The 18,733-nt window shown below is 55.4% G+C and carries 18 protein-coding genes; 8 read left to right on the top strand and 10 right to left on the bottom strand.

The genetic code is table 11. From position 1 onward, the window contains the following. Positions 1-53: 53 nt before the first annotated feature. On the bottom strand, positions 54-719 hold the full coding sequence (locus C5Y96_RS09740) for a DUF1080 domain-containing protein (RefSeq protein WP_105352551.1): 666 nt from the start codon (positions 717-719) through the stop codon (positions 54-56). 556 nt (positions 720-1,275) lie between these two features. Here C5Y96_RS09740 and C5Y96_RS09735 point away from each other — a divergent pair. The 4 genes from C5Y96_RS09735 (at position 1,276) to C5Y96_RS09720 (ending at position 4,482) form a co-directional block, all read left to right on the top strand. Next, a complete protein-coding gene (locus C5Y96_RS09735; protein ID WP_105352549.1) occupies positions 1,276-2,289 on the top strand; it encodes a DUF1559 domain-containing protein in 1,014 nt (337 codons plus the stop codon). Between the two features lie 55 nt (positions 2,290-2,344). Continuing rightward, positions 2,345-2,785, top strand: coding sequence for a hypothetical protein (locus tag C5Y96_RS09730; protein WP_105352547.1), 441 nt, complete (start codon positions 2,345-2,347; stop codon positions 2,783-2,785). A 148-nt stretch (positions 2,786-2,933) separates the two neighbouring features. Then, positions 2,934-3,371 (top strand): hypothetical protein, encoded by a 438-nt coding sequence (locus C5Y96_RS09725; RefSeq protein WP_105352545.1) that lies wholly within the window; start codon positions 2,934-2,936, stop codon positions 3,369-3,371. 133 nt (positions 3,372-3,504) lie between these two features. Next, the gene (locus C5Y96_RS09720) at positions 3,505-4,482 is read left to right on the top strand and encodes a glycosyltransferase family 2 protein (RefSeq protein ID WP_158261161.1); all 978 of its coding nucleotides are present in this window, start codon (positions 3,505-3,507) and stop codon (positions 4,480-4,482) included. Here C5Y96_RS09720 and C5Y96_RS09715 read toward each other — a convergent pair. The 6 genes from C5Y96_RS09715 to C5Y96_RS09685 all read right to left on the bottom strand — a co-directional run bounded on the left by C5Y96_RS09715 (position 4,479) and on the right by C5Y96_RS09685 (position 11,384). Then, positions 4,479-5,783, bottom strand: a complete 1,305-nt coding sequence (locus C5Y96_RS09715; protein ID WP_105352539.1) for a right-handed parallel beta-helix repeat-containing protein — start codon at positions 5,781-5,783, stop codon at positions 4,479-4,481. The genes C5Y96_RS09720 and C5Y96_RS09715 overlap by 4 nt on opposite strands. 121 nt (positions 5,784-5,904) lie before the next feature. After that, positions 5,905-7,233, bottom strand: coding sequence for a reverse transcriptase family protein (locus C5Y96_RS09710; protein WP_105352537.1), 1,329 nt, complete (start codon positions 7,231-7,233; stop codon positions 5,905-5,907). 500 nt (positions 7,234-7,733) lie between these two features. Next, entirely contained in the window at positions 7,734-7,931 is a 198-nt protein-coding gene (locus C5Y96_RS09700) for a cold-shock protein (protein WP_105352531.1), read from the bottom strand. Between the two features lie 171 nt (positions 7,932-8,102). Next, a complete protein-coding gene (locus C5Y96_RS09695) occupies positions 8,103-8,750 on the bottom strand; it encodes a DUF2625 family protein (RefSeq protein WP_105352529.1) in 648 nt (215 codons plus the stop codon). Positions 8,751-8,775: 25 nt separating this feature from the next. Further along, a complete protein-coding gene (locus C5Y96_RS09690; protein ID WP_105352527.1) occupies positions 8,776-9,732 on the bottom strand; it encodes a bestrophin family protein in 957 nt (318 codons plus the stop codon). A 95-nt stretch (positions 9,733-9,827) separates the two neighbouring features. Then, positions 9,828-11,384 carry an arylsulfatase gene (locus tag C5Y96_RS09685; protein ID WP_105352525.1) on the bottom strand — a complete coding sequence of 519 codons (1,557 nt, stop codon included), beginning with the start codon at positions 11,382-11,384 and terminating at the stop codon, positions 9,828-9,830. 293 nt (positions 11,385-11,677) lie between these two features. On the opposite strand from C5Y96_RS09685, the gene C5Y96_RS09680 reads away from it, so the two are divergent. Both C5Y96_RS09680 and C5Y96_RS09675 read left to right on the top strand, forming a co-directional pair. Beyond that, on the top strand, positions 11,678-12,967 hold the full coding sequence (locus C5Y96_RS09680) for a hypothetical protein (RefSeq protein ID WP_105352523.1): 1,290 nt from the start codon (positions 11,678-11,680) through the stop codon (positions 12,965-12,967). 212 nt (positions 12,968-13,179) lie between these two features. Further along, positions 13,180-14,025: an arylamine N-acetyltransferase family protein gene (locus C5Y96_RS09675; RefSeq protein WP_199188668.1), complete on the top strand. Its 846-nt coding sequence runs from the start codon at positions 13,180-13,182 to the stop codon at positions 14,023-14,025. A 2-nt stretch (positions 14,026-14,027) separates the two neighbouring features. Here the strand turns inward: C5Y96_RS09675 and C5Y96_RS09670 are convergent, their stop codons facing one another. From C5Y96_RS09670 to C5Y96_RS09660, 3 genes are all read right to left on the bottom strand, one after another. Continuing rightward, positions 14,028-15,134, bottom strand: coding sequence for an SGNH/GDSL hydrolase family protein (locus C5Y96_RS09670; protein WP_105352521.1), 1,107 nt, complete (start codon positions 15,132-15,134; stop codon positions 14,028-14,030). Positions 15,135-15,306: 172 nt separating this feature from the next. Continuing rightward, positions 15,307-16,335 carry a TlpA family protein disulfide reductase gene (locus C5Y96_RS09665; protein WP_105352518.1) on the bottom strand — a complete coding sequence of 343 codons (1,029 nt, stop codon included), beginning with the start codon at positions 16,333-16,335 and terminating at the stop codon, positions 15,307-15,309. A 361-nt stretch (positions 16,336-16,696) separates the two neighbouring features. Next, positions 16,697-17,203, bottom strand: a complete 507-nt coding sequence (locus tag C5Y96_RS09660; RefSeq protein ID WP_146115591.1) for a hypothetical protein — start codon at positions 17,201-17,203, stop codon at positions 16,697-16,699. A 264-nt stretch (positions 17,204-17,467) separates the two neighbouring features. Between C5Y96_RS09660 and C5Y96_RS09655 the strand changes: the two genes are divergently transcribed. Together C5Y96_RS09655 and C5Y96_RS09650 are read left to right on the top strand one after the other, a co-directional pair. Further along, positions 17,468-18,136 carry an esterase/lipase family protein gene (locus C5Y96_RS09655; RefSeq protein WP_105352513.1) on the top strand — a complete coding sequence of 223 codons (669 nt, stop codon included), beginning with the start codon at positions 17,468-17,470 and terminating at the stop codon, positions 18,134-18,136. Positions 18,137-18,178: 42 nt separating this feature from the next. After that, a complete protein-coding gene (locus tag C5Y96_RS09650) occupies positions 18,179-18,700 on the top strand; it encodes a GNAT family N-acetyltransferase (protein WP_105352510.1) in 522 nt (173 codons plus the stop codon). Positions 18,701-18,733 lie beyond the last annotated feature (33 nt).

Genomic DNA, 18,733 nt, shown 5'->3' with positions numbered 1-18,733 from the left:
AGATGTGCGCATGCAGCGAATGCCTGCTCGATGCACAGACACGTTCGATCGCATTAAAGTTCGCGCAGGCGAATTTCTTTGAAGTAGAAGACGCTACCGGGGTCGTGGGCCTGGATGGCGAGGGCACCGCCGATGGGGTCGATCAATCGCTTGGCTCGGCTTTCCGCGCGCTCGGGGTTTTCGGGCTCGGTGTAGTCGACCAAATGCTGGTCGTTCACGAAGACTTGGATGTGTTTGCCTTGTACGAGGATGCGAATGGTGAACCATTTGGTTTCGTCCACCGGCGAGTCGGCGACCTGAACGACGGCATATAGGCTGCCGGTTTTGTTCTTTTCTTTCGCGGAACTATTGAGCTGAACTTCGTACCCTTTGTTCAAGTACTTGCCGCCGCGGAGTTCTCGATCGGTGTGAAAGAAGAAGCCGGAGTTCGAGCCGGGCTCGCTGCGACAAACGGCGACCAGCTCGAAGTCCTTGAAGCGGACATCGTGGTCTGTGTCGCCGACGTAGAATAGATGCGCCATGCCGTTTTTGCCGTGGGCTTTCAAGATGCCGTCGGTAACGGTGAACGATTCGGGGTGGGCGTTGGCCTGCCAGTCGGTGAGGTCTTTGCCATTGAACAGCGACTTCCACGGCGCGGCGTCGTCGGCCTGGAGAGGGGTGGAAGCAACACAAAGGGCAACGATCAACAGCGATAACGAGAGCTTCACGATGGTTTTCACGCGGAATTACCTGGCGGTGGAAGAGGCAACATGGTGGGTTTGTCAGGAGATTATGATACAGGAAACAAGGAAGCAATGATGGATAACCCGTACCAGCCACCGCGCGAAGAAGGCAAGCTGCCTGAGAGCTCCGATTCCCTTTCGTTAGGATTGGCGGTTCTACGGGCTCCCGGCAGCGGCTGATGCTCCGGATCCTGGCGGTGGGGGCTTCTGCGGGATTACTGTTGGTGTTGGCGACGCTCGACTGGGTGATTGGTCCTTGGTAGAGATGCGATCCCCCTCTTATTGCTTTATGGTTATGCCAGAAAGGGGGTGCTTGTCGGTCTGGAAGGAAATTTCTACAGAATTCTGAGAATCCAGTAGTAAGCCGAACAAAACGCGTACGAATCGTAGATAGGAGCAGTAAAGCTCCCTTAAGCGTTACGCTCCCTAAATCTTCATTTGTTTCGCTGGCTCAGTCGCAGCTTGATTCCACGCTTTGGGTGGCCATTTATTTTCCGGTCATCGACGGGGCGTTGGCAGATTCCTTATCCTTCCTTTTTCTACTGGATACCCCATGACATCACTCTCACCTCGATTTCGTCGTAGTGGCTTCACGCTGGTGGAACTGCTCGTGGTGATCGCCATTATCGGCGTGCTGATCGCCCTGTTGTTGCCAGCGGTGCAGCAAGCCCGAGAGGCGGCTCGCCGGATGCAGTGCTCGAACAACTTGAAGCAGCTTGGCTTGGCGATGCACAACTATCACGACACCTACCAGGCTTTTCCGTCTGGCTATATCCACGTGAACGTTGCGGATAACAAAGGGCACTGGACCTGGTCGGCGTTTATTCTTCCGTTTATGGAACTGGGTAACGTCTCGGATGTGCTTCAGGTCGGGAAGGTCAAGGCCAGCGACGCGCTAAGTGCCCATCAGGATGTCATGCAGGCGAAGTACGACACGTTCATCTGCCCTTCGGATACCGGTCCCTCGGTCAGCAGCACGTCTAAATGTGCCGGGTGCGCCATCGAAAACGCCAGTGGAACGAACCTTGGCCTTTCCAAGACAAGCTACGTAGCGGTCAACAGCTCGGCCTATGTACGTGCGAATCAAGCAACGAACTTTGGTGACGGAACGACTGGGGCCACCGGTATGTTTTTCAAAGATAGCGACACGCGGATGCGCGATATTACCGACGGAACGAGCAATACGCTGATGGTTGCCGAGCGTGCCTACATTCTCAATAACGAGTGGTTTGGATCGAGCGAACTGTTTGCGACGCGCGATAAGAACGCCAAAGGCCCAGACAATCATCAACACCCAGACAAGGCCAACTACGACCAGGGCCTATACCGCACCCTTTGCACGACGTTGTTTTCGCCAAACATCACGATTGGATCGACGACCTCGACGAACAAGGCTGAAAACCACGGTATGTCCAGCATGCATCCTGGCGGTGCGATGGCGGTGTTTGCGGATGGATCGGTGAGCTTCCTGCCGGAAACCATTCATAGCAACACCACGGGAACGACCGACACCGTTATGGAGTACCTGGGCAACATGCAAGATGGCCAGGTCATCGGCGCTTATTAATCATCCAATCGTACCCTGTCGCTATCTTATTGAACGCTGTCGGAGAAACCGATTCATGCAATTGATTGCTTCATTGAAAAAGACAACTTCCCCGTTGGCAATTGCGTTCGCAGTTGCCATGTGCCTGATGCTTGGGTGCTATAGTAGTGGCGGCCCGGATCTGGGCTATGTCGAGGGAAATGTCACGTTGGACGGCAAGCCGCTGGATGACGCCAAAGTGCAGTTCGAACCCGATAACGCCCGCCCTTCCATTGCATACACCGACGGAAGTGGTCACTACGTGTTGCAGTTTACTGGGACGCGTGATGGTGCCGCGATCGGCACGCACACGGTGCGGATTTTTTCGGCCCGTGGTTCCAGCGGCGGCGAAGGAGATGGTCCTTTGGTCAAAGCCCGTCCGGAACTGCTTCCAGCAAGTTACAACGATAAGTCCACTCTGGTAGCCGAAGTGAAAAGTGGCAACAACACGTTCGATTTTGACCTTAAATCGAAGTAGTTTTCGTTCAGCCTATCAATGTTCCAGGAAAAGCCACGCTCATTTTTGAAGGGCGTGGCTTTTTTTCGTTGGTGGACGGTGTCGATTGAGGGCAGTAGGCTATGGAAACGTCTGGGAAGCAGTCGATGTCTCCTACTAGAAATGGTCAATGATAGGTCGCCGGTTCATCACGGTTCTTCTGATGGCGGCTATCGCTCTGGCGGTGAATGCCTGGCCGCAAACTGGAGCAGGCTATTACGTCGGTGGAGTCCATCGCTGGACAGAGAGTCGTGAAATTGGCTGGCCCTGTCCCGTGGCAGGCTTTCTCATCGAATTTCAGGCAGACTACGGAAATCCCATTTTCAGCCAACCAACCATCTATCATTGGACAATCCATTGGCCCAAAGAGGTGGTTTGGTACGGTGCCCCCTGGTTTTCTTTAGGCGTTCATGTCAGTGGTATTATGCTGAACCTTACCTGGTGGATATCTCTGGGGTGGTTTCTTTGTTGGGTCATTTGTCGCCAGCAATGGCAGTTTGGAATGAAGGAATTAATGCTTCTGCCGGTGCTAATCGGTAGTGCGTTCTTTTTGTCGTCGCTGTTCTGATTCGGCCAATTTAAATGGGCAGTTGTAATATCTGCTTTTCCGCATTGTTCGGTATGCCAGCATTCGCTATTCTCTCGCCACGTAGTTAGGAAGGGGCAGTCAGAGATTAGTCGATTTCGGGGATATGCTAGCAATGAGTGACGTTCCAATGATTTCCGTGGTGATCCCTCTGCCGGATGATCGCGGGTACGCCGTTGAATGTCTGACGGGCTTCACTCAACAAGCGCTTGATGTATCTTACGAGGTCGTCGTTGCGACCGACGCCGCGTCATACAGCGAGATTGCTTGGTTGGTCGATGAATTCCCCCAGGTGCGTTGGGTTTATCGGCCTGGGATGCGGATGAATGCCCACTATAACGCCGGTGCCGAAGTGGCCCGTGGTAAGTATCTTTACATTACGGAATCGCACTGCGTACCGCGTCGCGACTGTCTGCAGCAGATCTACGACTTTGTCCAGCGATCGGAACTGCCGGTGGTCTGTAGTGCCAGCGACGGCCTCAATGGCAATTACCTGGCCGAGTGTGAACAGTATCTGTTCGAAGAAGATTTTCAGTGCTGGGTCCAAGACAAAAAGTGTAAGATTGCGATCCGCGGTACGCTCATCGAACGCGCGTTATGGGAACAGGTCGGCGGCTTTCAGGCCGAGTTCGGACACTTCTCGGAACTATTAATCGGTCACACTCTGGAAGCGGCCGGGGTACCGATTGGTTACGCCGAGAACTCGCGGGTCTCGCATGGCAACCAGGTAAGTTTAAAACCGCTCCATCAAGAGTTGGTCGAATATGGCGAAGACGAATGCCGCGCCTGTCAGTTATTGCCGGTCGAGAATAGAGTTATCGACCCCAAGGAATGGGGTATGCGGAAGGAACTGCAAGAGAACCCGGGCAAATTAAAGTATCGTCAGTTCAAAGCAGCGGTCCGCCAATGCGTTCGCGAGTTAGCGCTGAACTATCTTCCTTTGTCCCCTGAATCACGGCTACGAATCTTTCGCAATTATTGGCAAGACGCCATCAGCCAAGGCCGGCTGCAATATATTGCAGGGATGAAGACCGAAAACGCAGAGATCAAAGCAACCGCTACGCCACCGGCCGCCTACCAGAAAGCGGCTTAGCGAGTTTCTGGCTTAACCACACTTAGGTACCCTTGGCCAGGTACTTCTGCCGGTACTGGAGGCTTTCCGGTTCCATCCCACGGCGGCACCTCGCGCGTCGCTGATTTGTCGGCTGGCGGCGACTTTTCTTGCGGGGGGATCACTTCCGTTTCTTCCAACGCAACGCCGCCACCGCTGGCCGTTTGTCGCTTGGTGGTTTGGCAGTTGGCGATCAGGCAACGGGTAAGCGTGATTTTGTGCTTCGCCTTATCGTCGGTCATGGTGGCGACGCCGAGGCCGTAAAAGGTGCAGCCGGTGGCGGTGATCGGACCTCCATTGCACCAAAGGCCTGTGCCGCCGTAGCCGAGGTAACAGTTGTCGAGCGTGGCCGTTGTCCAGATACGCATCTGGCGGCCATTGGCCAGCGCGATGCAATCCTTTAGCCGCACGTTCTCGACCTTCAAGTCGTACCCGGCGTCTTGATTGCGAATACCTCGACACCGCAGAAACGTGACGTTCTGGGTGTTGCCTTCGACGACGAAACCGTCGCCGTTTTTGTAGCTGTTCTTCTGCAGCGGCATCATGTTGTTGGCGGCTGTGCAGTCCTCGAACATGATGTGGGTGTTCGGACGGCCGCCACTGTTAACGTTGAAGCCGAACGGCAGCAACTCAGTATGCTCTTCCCACTGGACGTCGGCCTGAGAACAGTCGGCCAGACATTGCCGAAAGGTGACCTGATCGCAGCCTTGGTTGAGGCGAAAACCATGTTTGCTGTAACGAACCAGGTCGCAGTCCTGGATCAGCAGATTATCGCAATCGTTCAGATAGAACCCAAACTGGCAGTGCTGCACGTCGACATCATGAAAAGAGAGATGCGTGCGTCCTTCTCCATTGCCGGTAGCGTCTGCCAGAATTCCAGTACGATATCCGTCGATACGCAGGTGCTCCAATGTGACGTAAGAGGCCTGGTCACTCAGCCGAATTGCCGTAGCCCCTTTGGCAGGAGCATCGATCGTCCAGGTACTGGTAAGCTTGGGTAAGCCACTACCCCTATCGACTCCGCGGATGGTAATCGGAGCTTCAGCCGTTCCGCGAGCTTTGATCTCGAGCGCCAGCTTGGCGTATTCCCCACTACCTAAAAGTAGTGTATCACCAGGTTTCAAGTTGCCGACGAATTCGGCAAGTGATGTGGCATCGTAGGCGGAATCCCAGGCCGCGCCGTCCTTCTGCCCGGCACCCTCCGGCGTCACATAGATCTCGGAAGCCCGCACAAGGGAAAAGAGACTCAGGAGTAGGCACAGGGAAAGCGTTGTTTTCAGCATATGACGATCAGCGCCAGGGAGGGAACATTCGTTCGTAGTCGACAAAACTATAATCTAAATGTAGTGCGGTTTCACGCGATGGATATCGGATTTGCGACACTTCAAGCGAGGTGCGGTACAACTACTTCGACCAGTCGATACGCTCAAGCAGTGCCCGTAATCGCCTTCCACGCTCGGGGTTGATCTGCTCGACAAAAGAGACGCGGCCTTCCAGGTGGCTGCGGAAATCATTATGAGCGTCGTGGTTTTGTGAGTCAGGGCCATGCCGCGCGCAATTGGTCAACACCGCTTTCAAGCGATCGTAGTCTTTCCGCGAGATGTTGAGTCTTCGATTGATAACCATTCCGGCCACCCTTTGGCAGGCTCCTTGCTTCATGATGCGCGTCTTGCGGAAGTGCACCGTGTAGCCTTCGTCGATCGCAATAGCAGCCGCCTGCGTTGAAAACCGCTGGCAGACCCGGGCGAAGTCCTGGTTGCCTGAAAAGGCCATGTCGTCGGCGTACCGCGTGTACGAAGCATTCACTGTGCTGGCCAGTCCGGAAAAGCGAAGGTCCATACGATAGGCACAAAGGTTGGCCAGTACCGGAGAAGTGGGTGCTCCCTGGGGAAGGTGTGGTTCGGCATACCGGCGCATCTGCCGCTGGGTCGGTTGTGCCGGCCGAGGTGCTGCGGTGGGCCAGATATCTTGCGGCGCGGAAGTCGTGCACAGGCCGGTAAGAAGATCGGCAACCGTGTCGGGGTACCCCAAAAAGCGAAAGATCGATTGAATCTGAGCGGCACGTGTGGATGGAAAGAAGTCTTGCAGGTCCATCTTGAGGACGACTTGCTTGCCAACATGGGGCGCGGCAAACGATGTAATGGAACGGCCGCGTCGAAATCCGTGCGCAGCTTCGTGCGGCGGTACATGATTCAGGATGTCTGACAGGATCCGTCGCTGGATGGCTTTTAGCCGCGGCTTAGGGGCCTCGATGAGTCGGTACTCACCGGGACGCTTCTGGAGCAAGCGGTAACGGTAATGTTGGAGCTTCGGGTTCGACTGGGCATGGGCCATTCGTCGTCGGTCGGCAAACCAATCTAACTCGCCTGGCGCGAGATTCAGCCAGCGCGATACGTCATGGGGTGTGGGCAACGCGAGGCACCCTTGCCAATTGGCCGCCGTCGCGGTCGGAATCATCTCTGGGATGGGGCCGAGTAGGTTGGCGATCTGAACGCGGTCATTATGATAGGCGCGGCAGAAACCTGCATCGGCGACCAGGAAAGCGACGATAGTGGATTTCCGGGGGTGAATCTTGCCTGCAAAAGCTTCAGCAAGGCGAACGGCCAATGGGCGCAGCCAACGACCGCGACTGGCGACAACCTGACTGCCACGCTGGACAAGCTCTTCTGGGTCGAAGCGTCCAGCCGCAAAAGCGGTTGCTAGAATGTTTGCGCTGTGCGTAACCGAGTGCATGAAAACAGGGCGGCGAAATGGCTAACGCGGCTAGTCTGGCGTGAGCAGTAATGCGTGGGGCGCATCGCAGCTCACGCGACGGAAAGTCTTACCATTCAGGATGCCCCGGGGTAGCCCCGGAGAGATTTCGTTCACTCAGAAAATGAAATCGAAATCAGCTTAACGCATTTCGCCACCCTGCGGCTATTCTATCGAAGGCCAACGACAAATGCGAAACCGCTCGCCTGGGGTTGTCATGACGCACTTCCGCTATGAACAAGAATGCAAAGTGGCTTAGCGATAGATTTCCAGCGACATGGCGAATCCAGAAAGGACAAAGGGACGCCAAACACTACGATGCTAGCGCACAAGAAGCTAGTCGCATTCGATCGGCATTTGACGAAGCAAGTCGTCAGGAGACCTTAGATGGACTAGCGATTGGGCTTGAAATCGGCTTGGCGAAGCGCCCGCCGGTGGGACGCTTCTTCGCCGACATCTAAACCGAGATGTGAAATCTGTGACTAGACAGGCTTCACGTTTTCGGCACGTGGACCCTTAGGGCCTTGGCCTTCGGTGTAGGAGACGCGCTGACCTTCGTGAAGTTCTTCGAAGCGAACGCCATCCAGGTTCGAGAGGTGGAAAAACAGGTCCTTGTTCTGACCCGTGTCGATGAAACCGAAGCCTTTGTCGGTCAGACGCTTGATGATACCTTCCGGCATGATCCATTCCTTGAGCACAAACTTTCGCAGGACAGCCGGGAAACACTTTGTTTAACGGTAGTCATTGCATAAAAGAGCATTTTACGACGAAAACCCCACGAAGGATAGGACGCTGAAAAAGTTCCTCGACATCCACGTTTTGGGGTGTTCTGATCACCTGATTCGCTCGGCTCATTCTGCTTTAAACTGCTGTAAAAAGTCGATTTTCAGGCCAAAAGCTTCGGTCGCCGGCACGTCGCTGCGGACGCTCTTTTCGATCGAACCTTCGGCCGTCCAGAGAAAAGGATAGAAGAAAAAACAGCGATCGTGGGCCAGTTGTTGGGTATCGGCCTGCCAAGATGTCCAACGCAGGTCGGCATAAAACGGGCTCAAATAGCCCATGACCGCCGAGTGGAACAGGTCGGTATAGCCCATTTCGAGTGGCTGCCAATCGAGATCGTCGGGGGCCAGGTAATAGACATTGCCGAAGTCATCGCCAAGCTTGCCCCCGTTGATGGCAAAGAAGCCTCCGACGGCGTCGTCGGCAATCAGGTAGAACCCATCGCAGCGTCCCTGGTTCCAGGCCGGCAAGGTGCGTGTGAAGCTGGGATGACCCGAGCCGAGGAATCGCAGCCAGCCGTTATCGACGACGATTCCGCCGGTCTCGTAGGCGATCGCTCCCATGGTGCTGCGGGTAGTGACCTGCACATCGAGCAGGACTTGCTCGCGCTGAGCGGACGGGGGAAGGACGACAACATCGACCGCGGCCGCCAGGGTCCACTCTCGGATGCGCTGAATCCCTGGATCGTTGGCGTCGAGTAATTCTTCCAATAATCGCATGTGGCAGGGGCGAACCTGTAGGTAGTTAGATCAGGATGTGATCGACCGGCTGGATCGGGTCAGGCAATTCTTCATCCGGGCAACCGGAAAGTTGCAGGACGTTGCGTTCGATCATGGTGGTTAGCTGCAGCAGCGGCAGATCGTTGTCGTCGGTCATGAACGGCTGTTCGATCTCGTCTCCCACCGCATCGAGGCCCAAAAAAATGTAGGCAATCATACCGACAACCAAAGGGGTAAATATGCCGACCGTGTCGTGCAGACCGAACGGCAAAGCGAAGCAGTAGATAAACACGGTGCGGTGGGTCAGCACGCTGTAGGTGAACGGAATGGGCGTGCTCTTGATCCGCTCGCATCCTCCTTGGATGTCGACCATTTCGGTCAAGCAATTGTGCAGCAGCGGGACGTGAAACGTATCGAGTCGTCCGCTTCGCCAGGCTGAGTTGATCTGACGCGAGATTCGATCGGCAATCGCCGCCGGAACGTTGTCTTGTGCCAGGTCCTGAGGCAGTTGGTTATCGTCTGGTAACTGTTCTTCCAGGTCGGCTGCGGCGTCGGTATCGCGGAGGCGATGTCGCAAGGCGTGGATATGGCAAATGATCAGCCGAACCATATGTAAACGTTGATTTTGGGCTTCGTCCGAAGTTTGCGCGTTGCTTGCAACAGCATCGTCGATCAACGTATTGATCTGCATGGTGAAGCTTCGGCAGACATTGACCATGCGTCCCCACAGCTTGCGTCCTTCCCAGTAGCGATCGTACGCCGCGTTATTGCGAAAACCGAGGAAGATTGCCAGGGCCAGGCCGACCACCGTGAATGGGCCCATGGTTAATGTGTAATATCGATCGGGAAAGAAATACGCGACGACCGTGGTCAATATCGCCCACAAAAACACAACGGCCACACGCGGCCAGATCGATTCCATCGTCGTTCCATGAACGGCGAAGATCATTCCCAGCCAGCTCTCTTTTTCCGTAACGATCATAGTTCACTTGGGCCTGACAAGCGTGGAGGTTCAGGGGTGCTTGTCGAACAAGTTACCCGATGTCCCCCTGCTATGGCAACCAAGCGACGGTATCGCTAGTTCTTCGCCGGAGTGCCGTCCTTGTTCAACAGAGGTGGCTTTTTGCCCGATACCGGCAAGGCCTGCTTTTCCTTCAGGCGATCGGTCTCGATGGCCGTTTTGTGCCAAAGCTGGGAAAGCTTTTTTACGCGTTGTGGATATTGAGTGGCGAGATCGTTGAGCTCGGTCCCGTCCTTTTCAATATCGTAAAGCTCCCACTGCGAAGCGCGGTGGGTAACGACTTTCCACTTCCCCTCGCGGATGGCACGATTGGTCGAGAAGTGAAAGTAGAGAAAGTCATGCGGCTTGCGCGTTTCGCCTGCGAGGATCGGGGTCAGCGAAAGGCCTTGCAGTGGTTCGAGCTCGCGATCAGGCCAGCTGGCGGGATAATCAGTTTTGGCGAGGTCGACGCAGGTGGCCATGAAATCGATCAGGTGGGCCGGTTGATCGGTAATTGCCCCAGGCTTGGTTTTCAGGCCGGCCGGCCAGTGGGCGATCAGTGGAGACGAGATGCCACCTTCGTGCTGGTTTTGTTTGTGCAGGCGGAAAGGAGTATTGCCGACGTGCGACCAGCCGGTGTCGTAGCACCAGTAAGAACGCGGGTCCCAAGTTTCGTACTGCTTGCCTTTGGTGCGATCGAAGGGGCAGGCTCCGTTGTCAGAGCAAACCAGAATAAGCGTGTTCTCGAAGACCCCCTTCTCTTTCAAGAAGGCGACCAGGTCGCCGGTCGTTTGATCGACCCGGTCAACCATACCAGCGAACGCTGCCATGCGGCGACGCTCCCAGTCCTTTTGTTCATCGGTCAGCGCCGTCCAGTCCGGGACATGCTCTGGCCGCGGAGACAATGCCCACTGCTTGGGGATCAGTCCCATTTCGAGCTGGCGCTTGTAGCGGGCTGCGCGAAGCTTGTCCCATCCATCGACGTAGCGGTTCTCGTACTTAAGGAAGTCTTCTTTCCGCGCTTGAAGTGGGTAATGGGGGGCGTTGTGGGCAACATACAGAAAGAACGGCTTGTCTGGGTGTTCTTCCAGGGTCTCACTAAGGAACGTCTTGGCCCACTTCACGTTGGCGTCGGTGGTGTAAAAGTCGTCGCCGAAGGCGTCCCATTTTTCGCCGTTGAGCCGAAACGTTTCGTCCCCGGTAAAGAAGTTAGTGGCCCCGGAAAGATGGCCGAAGTACTTCTGAAAACCAAAGTCGGTCGGCTGTTTACTCAAGTGCCACTTGCCAACCATGGCGGTGGAGTAACCGGCGTTGCCGAGCACCTCGGCGATGGTCACACCCCGGCGAAGGGACTCGCTGCCGGCTTGATCGCAGTACAGTCCTGTTAGCAGCGATACCCGCGACGAGTGACATTTGCCCGTGTTGTAGAAGTTGCGGAAGCGGAGGCCATCGGCGGCCAGGCGATCGATGTTGGGGGTTTCGATCTCGCTGCCGTAGCAGCCGAAATCGGAATACCCAAGATCGTCGACCATCATGATCAGGATATTGGGACGCTCGGCGGCGGCCAAACCAGGGACGAACCAGGCAGAAAATACCGCTGCCAAGAGCAAGAACCAGGAAGTTGTGTGGGGCATCGTAAGGATCCACAAAGGAGAAGCGGTCGATCAGGCTGGATAAGCTGGAAGACAAGGGAAGGTCGAGACCCTAGAGTATAGCCCCCTGCCCCTCAGTTCGCCAGAATTCCCTTTCTCTTGGGGTAATCCATTTGACGGCCTGGGACTTAAAGTGGATAATAATATCCAGAATACAGTGAATCCTTTGAGTTCGTGGCCCCACCCCATTCATCCACCGACACTTACTTGGATTACTCAGAGGTTTTGTGTCCCCACATGCTGAGTCATTCGAGAATCAAAGAACAGGTTTCGCGATGAGAATTTCATGGAAGTTCATGGTAGCGGCGATGGTGTTAACCGTTTCGCAGCTTTCCGCTCAGGAACCGTACGACGAAGCGCCCATCAACTACAGCGACAAATCGGTCGACAATCCGATTGCCCGCATTCAGGAGCAACTGGACGAGGGGCAACAGTCGCTTGAGTTCGACCAGGACCACGGCTTTCTCAAGTCGGTGTTGAAGGCCCTGGATATCTCGCCGGAGTCGCAGGTGCTGGTCTACTCGAAGTCGAGTTTTCAATTGCAGCAGATCTCGCCCCGCCGTCCGCGGGCACTCTATTTCAACGACGATTCGTACGTCGGGTGGGTGCAGCGTGGAGACGTGCTCGAAATCATGACGACTGACCCGGTACGCGGCGAGGTGTTCTACACTCTCGAGCAGCAGCCGGAAGAGAAGCCCCGGTTTGTCCGCGATCAAGGGCAATGCACCGTGTGCCATGCATCGTCGCGCACGCAGCGCGTGCCAGGGGGATTAGTGCGTTCGATGTTTGTCATGTCGAGCGGGATGCCGCACTACGGAGCGGGAACATTCAACACCGATCAAACAAGTCCCCTATCTGAACGCTGGGGTGGTTGGTACGTGACGGGAACGCACGGCAAGATACGCCACATGGGGAATGTCGTATCGACCGATCGCTACAAGCCGGAAGAGATCGACCGGGAAGCGGGCGCGAACGTGACCGACCTGAGCCAGTTGTTTCCGGTCGAGAAGTACGTGACGCCTCATAGTGATATCGTGGCACTGATGGTGCTTGAGCATCAGTTGCAAATGCAGAATTATTTGACACTGGCCAGTCACGAAGCCCGCCGTTCGGCCCATCACGACCAGGTCATGAACGAGGCATTGGAACGCCCTGCCGATCACATAAGCGAAACGACGGCCCGTCGCGTGCAGAGTGCCGGCGACAAGGTCGTGAGTCATATGCTGATGGCCGACGAAGCACCGCTGGAAGATGCCATCGCAGGTACATCCCGTTTCGCGGAAGAGTTCCAGGTCAAGGGGCCCAAAGATTCGCAGGGACGCTCGCTGCGTGATCTCGACTTGAAGACTCGGCTATTCAAGTACCCGTGCAGTTATATGATCTACAGTAAGACATTCGACGAGCTTCCGTTGAATATGAAGTCGTATATCGCCAGGCGTCTGCGTGAGGTTCTGGCGGGGGAAGACGCGAGCGGCGATTTCGACCATCTCACGCGTGCCGATCGCCAGGCCATCTCCGAGATACTGCAGGAAACCAAGCCAGAGCTTTGGAAGCTGGGCGAATAGATGCTCAATGAGCGGTCGTTCTCTGGCTAGGCTGAGGGAACTCGTCGAGCCTAGCCAGTTGAGTTTGGTGTTGTATTCAGTCCAATCGCTGGCAATAAAGACGCAATTGGTGCGAGCAAAGTTGGAGTGGTTGTTACCATAAGCACCGCGAACCGTTGCCCGCTTTGCGGCGTCAAAGGAACGTCCCATTTCAGATCATGGATAAACAGGCAATGATGGATCAGGCAGCTCTCTCGGCGGAAAACGGTACGGATTACGTGGACCTGGATGCTTACTTTCAACGAATCGGCTATGAAGGCCCCCGCGATCCGACAGCGGCTGTGCTCAGTGATATTGTCCACGCCCATGTCCTGACGATTCCGTTTGAAAATCTGGATGTCTTACTGGGGAAACCGATTCATCTGGATGCTGCTTCGCTGCAAAAGAAGCTGGTACACGATCGGCGCGGCGGGTATTGTTTCGAGCAGAATGGGCTCTTGCTGCTGATATTGGCAACGATGGGCTTCGAGGTCGCTCCGATTAGTGCTCGGGTCAAACTGGGGTATCCACGAGGAGACATCACGCCACGAACACACCTGGTAGTGCGGATCGAGATGGAGGGAAGTTCGTGGCTGGCGGATGTGGGCGTTGGAGGTCTCAGTCCGACGGCCGTTTTGAAACTGGAGCTCGACCGCGAGCAAGCGACACCACACGAGACGCGACGAATCGTGCGAGACGGGGACCTCTACTTCCACCAGGCGTTACTAGCTGGCGAATGGGAAGATGTGTACCAGATGACCATGGAAGAGATGCCGCTGGTCGATCGCGAGGTGGCCAATTGGTACACGTCGACCAACCCCAAGTCCCGCTTTAGGAACATCATGATGGTGGCCAAGGCCGCGCCTAATGGAGTGCGGCTGACGATGTTGAACGATGAGTTTTCCATTCGTGATGCCAGTGGCAAGGCGACGAAGACTCCCCTTCGCAGCCAAAATGAAATGCTCGACCTGTTGGCCGAGCATTTCGGAGTTCAGCTGACTGGAATTGATCGCGACCATTTGCCGATCATCCGCGGCTAGGCTCAGTTGGAGCTGAGGGCCTTTTCCAGGACCGGCTTGAAGATCTCGGCCTGACGCATGAAACCGAGATCGCTGGCGTGCGAAGCATCGGTGGCCCCTTCGGTATCGTCACCATAGAGGTGGTCCCCTTCGATGTAATACAGGTTCTTGACGCCAGCTTCGGTCAGCTCTTGGTAGGCCTTCTTCAGCGCGGCATGGTTGGCCGTGTGGTGCTGATTTCGAGCCGGCAAAATCCAGTCGTTCGTATTGCGTCGGTCTTCCACCAGAACGATCGGAGTATCTGGCTTGGCCGAGCGAAGCTGCTTCACCAGCGGCACGCAGCGCTGGGCGACTTCTGCGGCTCCCATGTTCGGCAGACAGTCGATCACGTAAGCAGCCGCATCGACTTGAACCAGGTAATCGCCGACTTCTTCGTGCATCTTTCCGTTCCCCGAGAAACCGAGATTGGCGACAGGGCGATCGAACCAGCGACCGAGAATCGCCGTGTGCACCATGCCAGGCCGACTGGCACAAGCACCGTGCGTGATGCTGGTGCCGTAGAACACAATAGGCTTCTCACGCGGGGCCAGGCCTTCAAACTTTGCCCCCTTCTTGACGCCGATCTTTAGCGATTCAATCCCGTTGTACAGGGGCAAATAAGCGGCAAACTCGCGATGACCAGGGGCCATGCCGCTGATCCAACTGGCTTTCACCGTTTGCGCGGTCGGCTTGGTGACGTTGACCCACTTCCACTTGCCATCTTTATCGCGGGCATAGAGATCGACCCCGCTAACGCCGGTGGCCGGCATATGTGGCATGGCGATGCCGTTGTCTTTCAGTGTGTAGTCGATCCACAACTCGGTGGCGTCGGTTTTGAAGCGGGCCACCATGCCGGCGCTATCGCGGCTGAGTCCCCAGACGGCAGCAGTGACTTTCCCTTCCGCGGAAGCAGGCAGACGATCGAACCAGCGGGCACGCTGCTGGTCGGGAAGGATTCGGCCTTCGACACCCCACTCGGTGATGTCGTGCCACTCGATGTTGTCGTCGGTTTTCTCTTGGGCAACGACTGGTTGAAGCGAACTGAACGCTACGATTGCGACGGCGAAAAAGAACGTCGAGAAGGTTCTCATGGCGTGATTCCTGTGGTGGGACGGACGGGAAGAATTCTCCGACCGTAATTGGTTCGCCAAGAACAAGCAAGTAGACAAGTGGGGCTAGTGGCGCAAGGAACGGCCCATGATTGCAGTACCATGGGCCAGCACTGGGCGAGATGGCCCAGAGTTTCTTCGCAGGGAGAATGTATTATTGGACGGAGTCGATCGCCTTTTGGGCTTCCTTGCCATAATACGTGTCGGCGTAGCGACTGATGACACGCCCCATCATTCGTTTCAGCGTGACAGGCGAATTGGCTTTTTGCTTGCCTTGGTCGTAAAGCTTCTTCGCGGTGAGCTCATTCTGGAACGTTTCGTCGTCGGCCAGGTTGTCGACGAACTCTCGGCACGCGCGGCCTTGCGGAGTCGATTTGAAATCGGTGGCTACCGTTTCGGCTAGTTCATAACCGCTGATTTGTTCCGGGATGGAACCGGTGCGCGAGGTTTTGACCTTCTCGACCTGGCGATTGAGGTATTCGGTGACGGCCGTATTGAACTCGCCGGTCAGTCCTTCGTCCATATTCTTGCGCAACGAGATCAGCGAACGTTCGTTCAGCTTGGCACCGATTTCGGCGGGCCAGAGCAACTCTCGCAGTGATGGCGACATCTCAGGAGTCAGGATCGAAAAGCTGCCACCGAGGCCGGACTTCATATCGCGGACGATCGAAAACTCTTTCGTGCCGTCGTTGTTATTGAAGTAGCTACCCGCCGAGGCCTTCTTCGACTGCATTCCTTCTTGGAAGACAGCATACCGAAAGAGCTCACTGTCGAAGCCCATTCGTTTCACGATGGTCGGGTCATCGCCGTGGAAAATATTAGGTCCGACAAGGTTGCGTTCCAACGCGTAGCTTACGCCGCGTGTGGTTTCATCGGCATTGATGGCGAAGAGGACGACCGGTTCGTCGCGAATCATTTCCTGAATCTGCTTGAAGAGCTCGGGCGACCAACCGTTGCAGATAGGGCACCAGCTTGCATAGACCATAACCACGGGCGTTTTGTCGCCGATTGACTCTGGCGATGGAACACGCCCCTGCCAACGCACGCCGGCCAGGGCCTGGTCGAGCGAAACATTTTGCACGGGAACCATCTGCATGCCTGGTCCCGCGGCCTGTCCAAAGGCAAAAGCAGGCAGCGAGAGAGCGACAAATGCGACGAGTGATGGTAAGGAAAATCGATGCAAGAGAAAGCTCCTCGGTTAACGGTCTCAATCGAACTCGATTGAAAACGCTGGGTAACCAGAAGTCAAGGTGAATTGGCTACCCCAGTGATCGGGTCTGCGGGTTTAGCGCGGAAATTGCGGGATGCCGGTCGGATCCTGGGCAATATGCCGACTGCAGTGGGCGGTTAGCATAAAATTGGAATTATCCAATAATTACACCAAGCCCATCATTTTAGACGAATGGTCTGCGACAAAGTTCCACGCGTGCGGAATGTTTCTCGTCAGAAATCCGTTGTCGGCTAGGCGATGCCGTTTTGGCGTTTCTTGATGTACAAATCGTCGTAGCCACTCTTGCCGTGGTACTTGGCACCCGCTTCGGCGATCATCGTCTGGACTTCTTTTTGAATTCCTTCATATCCCCTTCGGCGAAATACTTGGCGGCCGTGTTGAAGCTTTGCATGGTTCCTCCACTGAGGAACGAGTTCTTGTGGTACAGGAATAGTGCCTGGGCAAAATGGGCATCGGCTTCCATTTCCTGCATGCTCATTTTCCACTTCTTCAGGTCTTGAATCATGTGGGTCGCTTCGTGGGCGATGGTGCTCCAGTGGTCCGGAGTATTCAGGGCCTTGGTAGCAGACGTTAAGTACAGGCAATTCGAGTCGACGTTATAGAACGCCTTGGCACCTGCGATACTGCCTTCGGCGACGTAAATGCCGATCTTTTTGCTGGCGATCTTCTGTCCGATCTCTTCGTAGTACTTCGGTTTGTAGCCAGCCACATTGGGTAGGTGCATCCGGGGAAAATCGAACTTCTTCAGAATTCCACCGTGCTGTAAAAAGTAAACGATCTGGTTGACCTTCTCGTGCGGTAATGCGGTATCAGAAGACATAGCAATCTCTTGATTGGGGTGCTGTTGGAAAGAGGCCAAGTCGATGCTGTTGCGCCCGCTTGGCGGCAGTCTGGTAGGTAAATGGCAGGTGTCGAGGAAATCTTTCAAGGATTTTTCCTCGACCAATCGTGGTAGGTGGGGCGGTGTCTGGCAGGTAAGCCAATAACTGAATTATCGAGAAAGTTGAAATTCGGTTGCCTGGAAACTGCCAGGAATACGCGAATCGCTTGGGGAGGGGTTTCGACCTAAGGAGATTCAGGAGCTATGGAAACACAACTTCAGCAAGAATTAGATCGCCCAGAGCGAGTAATCCTGATCCACGGCCTGTCGGGAAACCGGTGGGTGCTGGGGCCGCTCAATCGATTTCTGAAGAAGCATCACTATCTTCCATCGCGGTGGTGTTACCGGAGCGTGGGAAATAGTGTGACGAACCACGCGCAGCGACTGAAAGCGTTCTTGGAAGAGGAAGCGGACTCGCGTGAGCCGCTGCATTTTGTCACGCATAGCATGGGAGGCATCATCCTCCGGGCAGTGCTGGCCGATACGAATTGGCAGCGGCCAGGGCGACTGGTGATGTTGGCCCCGCCGAATCATGGATCGAACGTCGCCGCGCTGGCATCCCGTGGGCTGCACTACCTCTGCCCTGCTCTGTCCGATATTTCCACCTCGCCAGATAGCCTGGTGCATCGCTTGCCGATGGTCCAGTCGCTGGACACGGGAGTCATCGCGGCGACGCAGGACCTGTTGGTTCACCTGGAAAGTACCTACATCGGGAACCAGGTCGACCATGTGCTCGTACCCTGCGGACACAATCGTATCTTGCGACACCCAGAATCGCTTCAGGAGATTCTGCACTTTCTTAAAAATGGTCGCTTTTCGGAAGGTGCCCTACGCGTGGCCGCTACCGCTTCGCCGGGCGGCGTTATGGTATGATGGCGGATATCGAAATCCCTATCCGCAGCGAGACCACACCCTATGCCGTTTGTGTCTTGTACCTATGAAGAGCACGCCGAAGCGATTCTCGAGATCTTCAACGACGCGATCGTGAACTCTACCGCGCTATATGACTATCATCCTCGGCCGATCGAAAGTATGGTCAATTGGTTCGCTACCAAGCAGGCCGGTAAATTTCCGGTGCTCGGGGTGGTGGACGAAGGCGGCAAGCTGATGGGCTTTGCCAGCTATGGAATCTTCCGCCCTTTTCCTGCCTACAAGTACACCGTCGAGCACTCGGTTTACATTCATAAGGATCATCGCGGCAAAGGTCTTGGGTTAATGCTGATGCAGCGGCTGATTGAACTGGCTCAGCAGAATGATTTGCATGTGATGGTCGGTGGCATTGATCTGAGTAACGTAGGTAGTATTCGGCTGCACGAGAAGCTGGGGTTTGAACATTCAGGGACGATTCGTCAGGCCGGCTACAAGTTCGGCCGTTGGCTAGACCTGGGGTTCTTTCAGTTGGTGCTGCAGACGCCTGCCGTGCCGGTCGAGGGTTAGCTTTAACTTCGCCACGATGGAAAAGGAAGTGGA

Origin of the sequence: Blastopirellula marina, from assembly GCF_002967715.1 — a bacterium.
Classification (GTDB): Bacteria; Planctomycetota; Planctomycetia; order Pirellulales; family Pirellulaceae; genus Bremerella; species Bremerella marina_B.
Note: the sequence above shows the minus strand (reverse complement) of the source record. Positions and strands in the feature narration are given on the sequence as shown.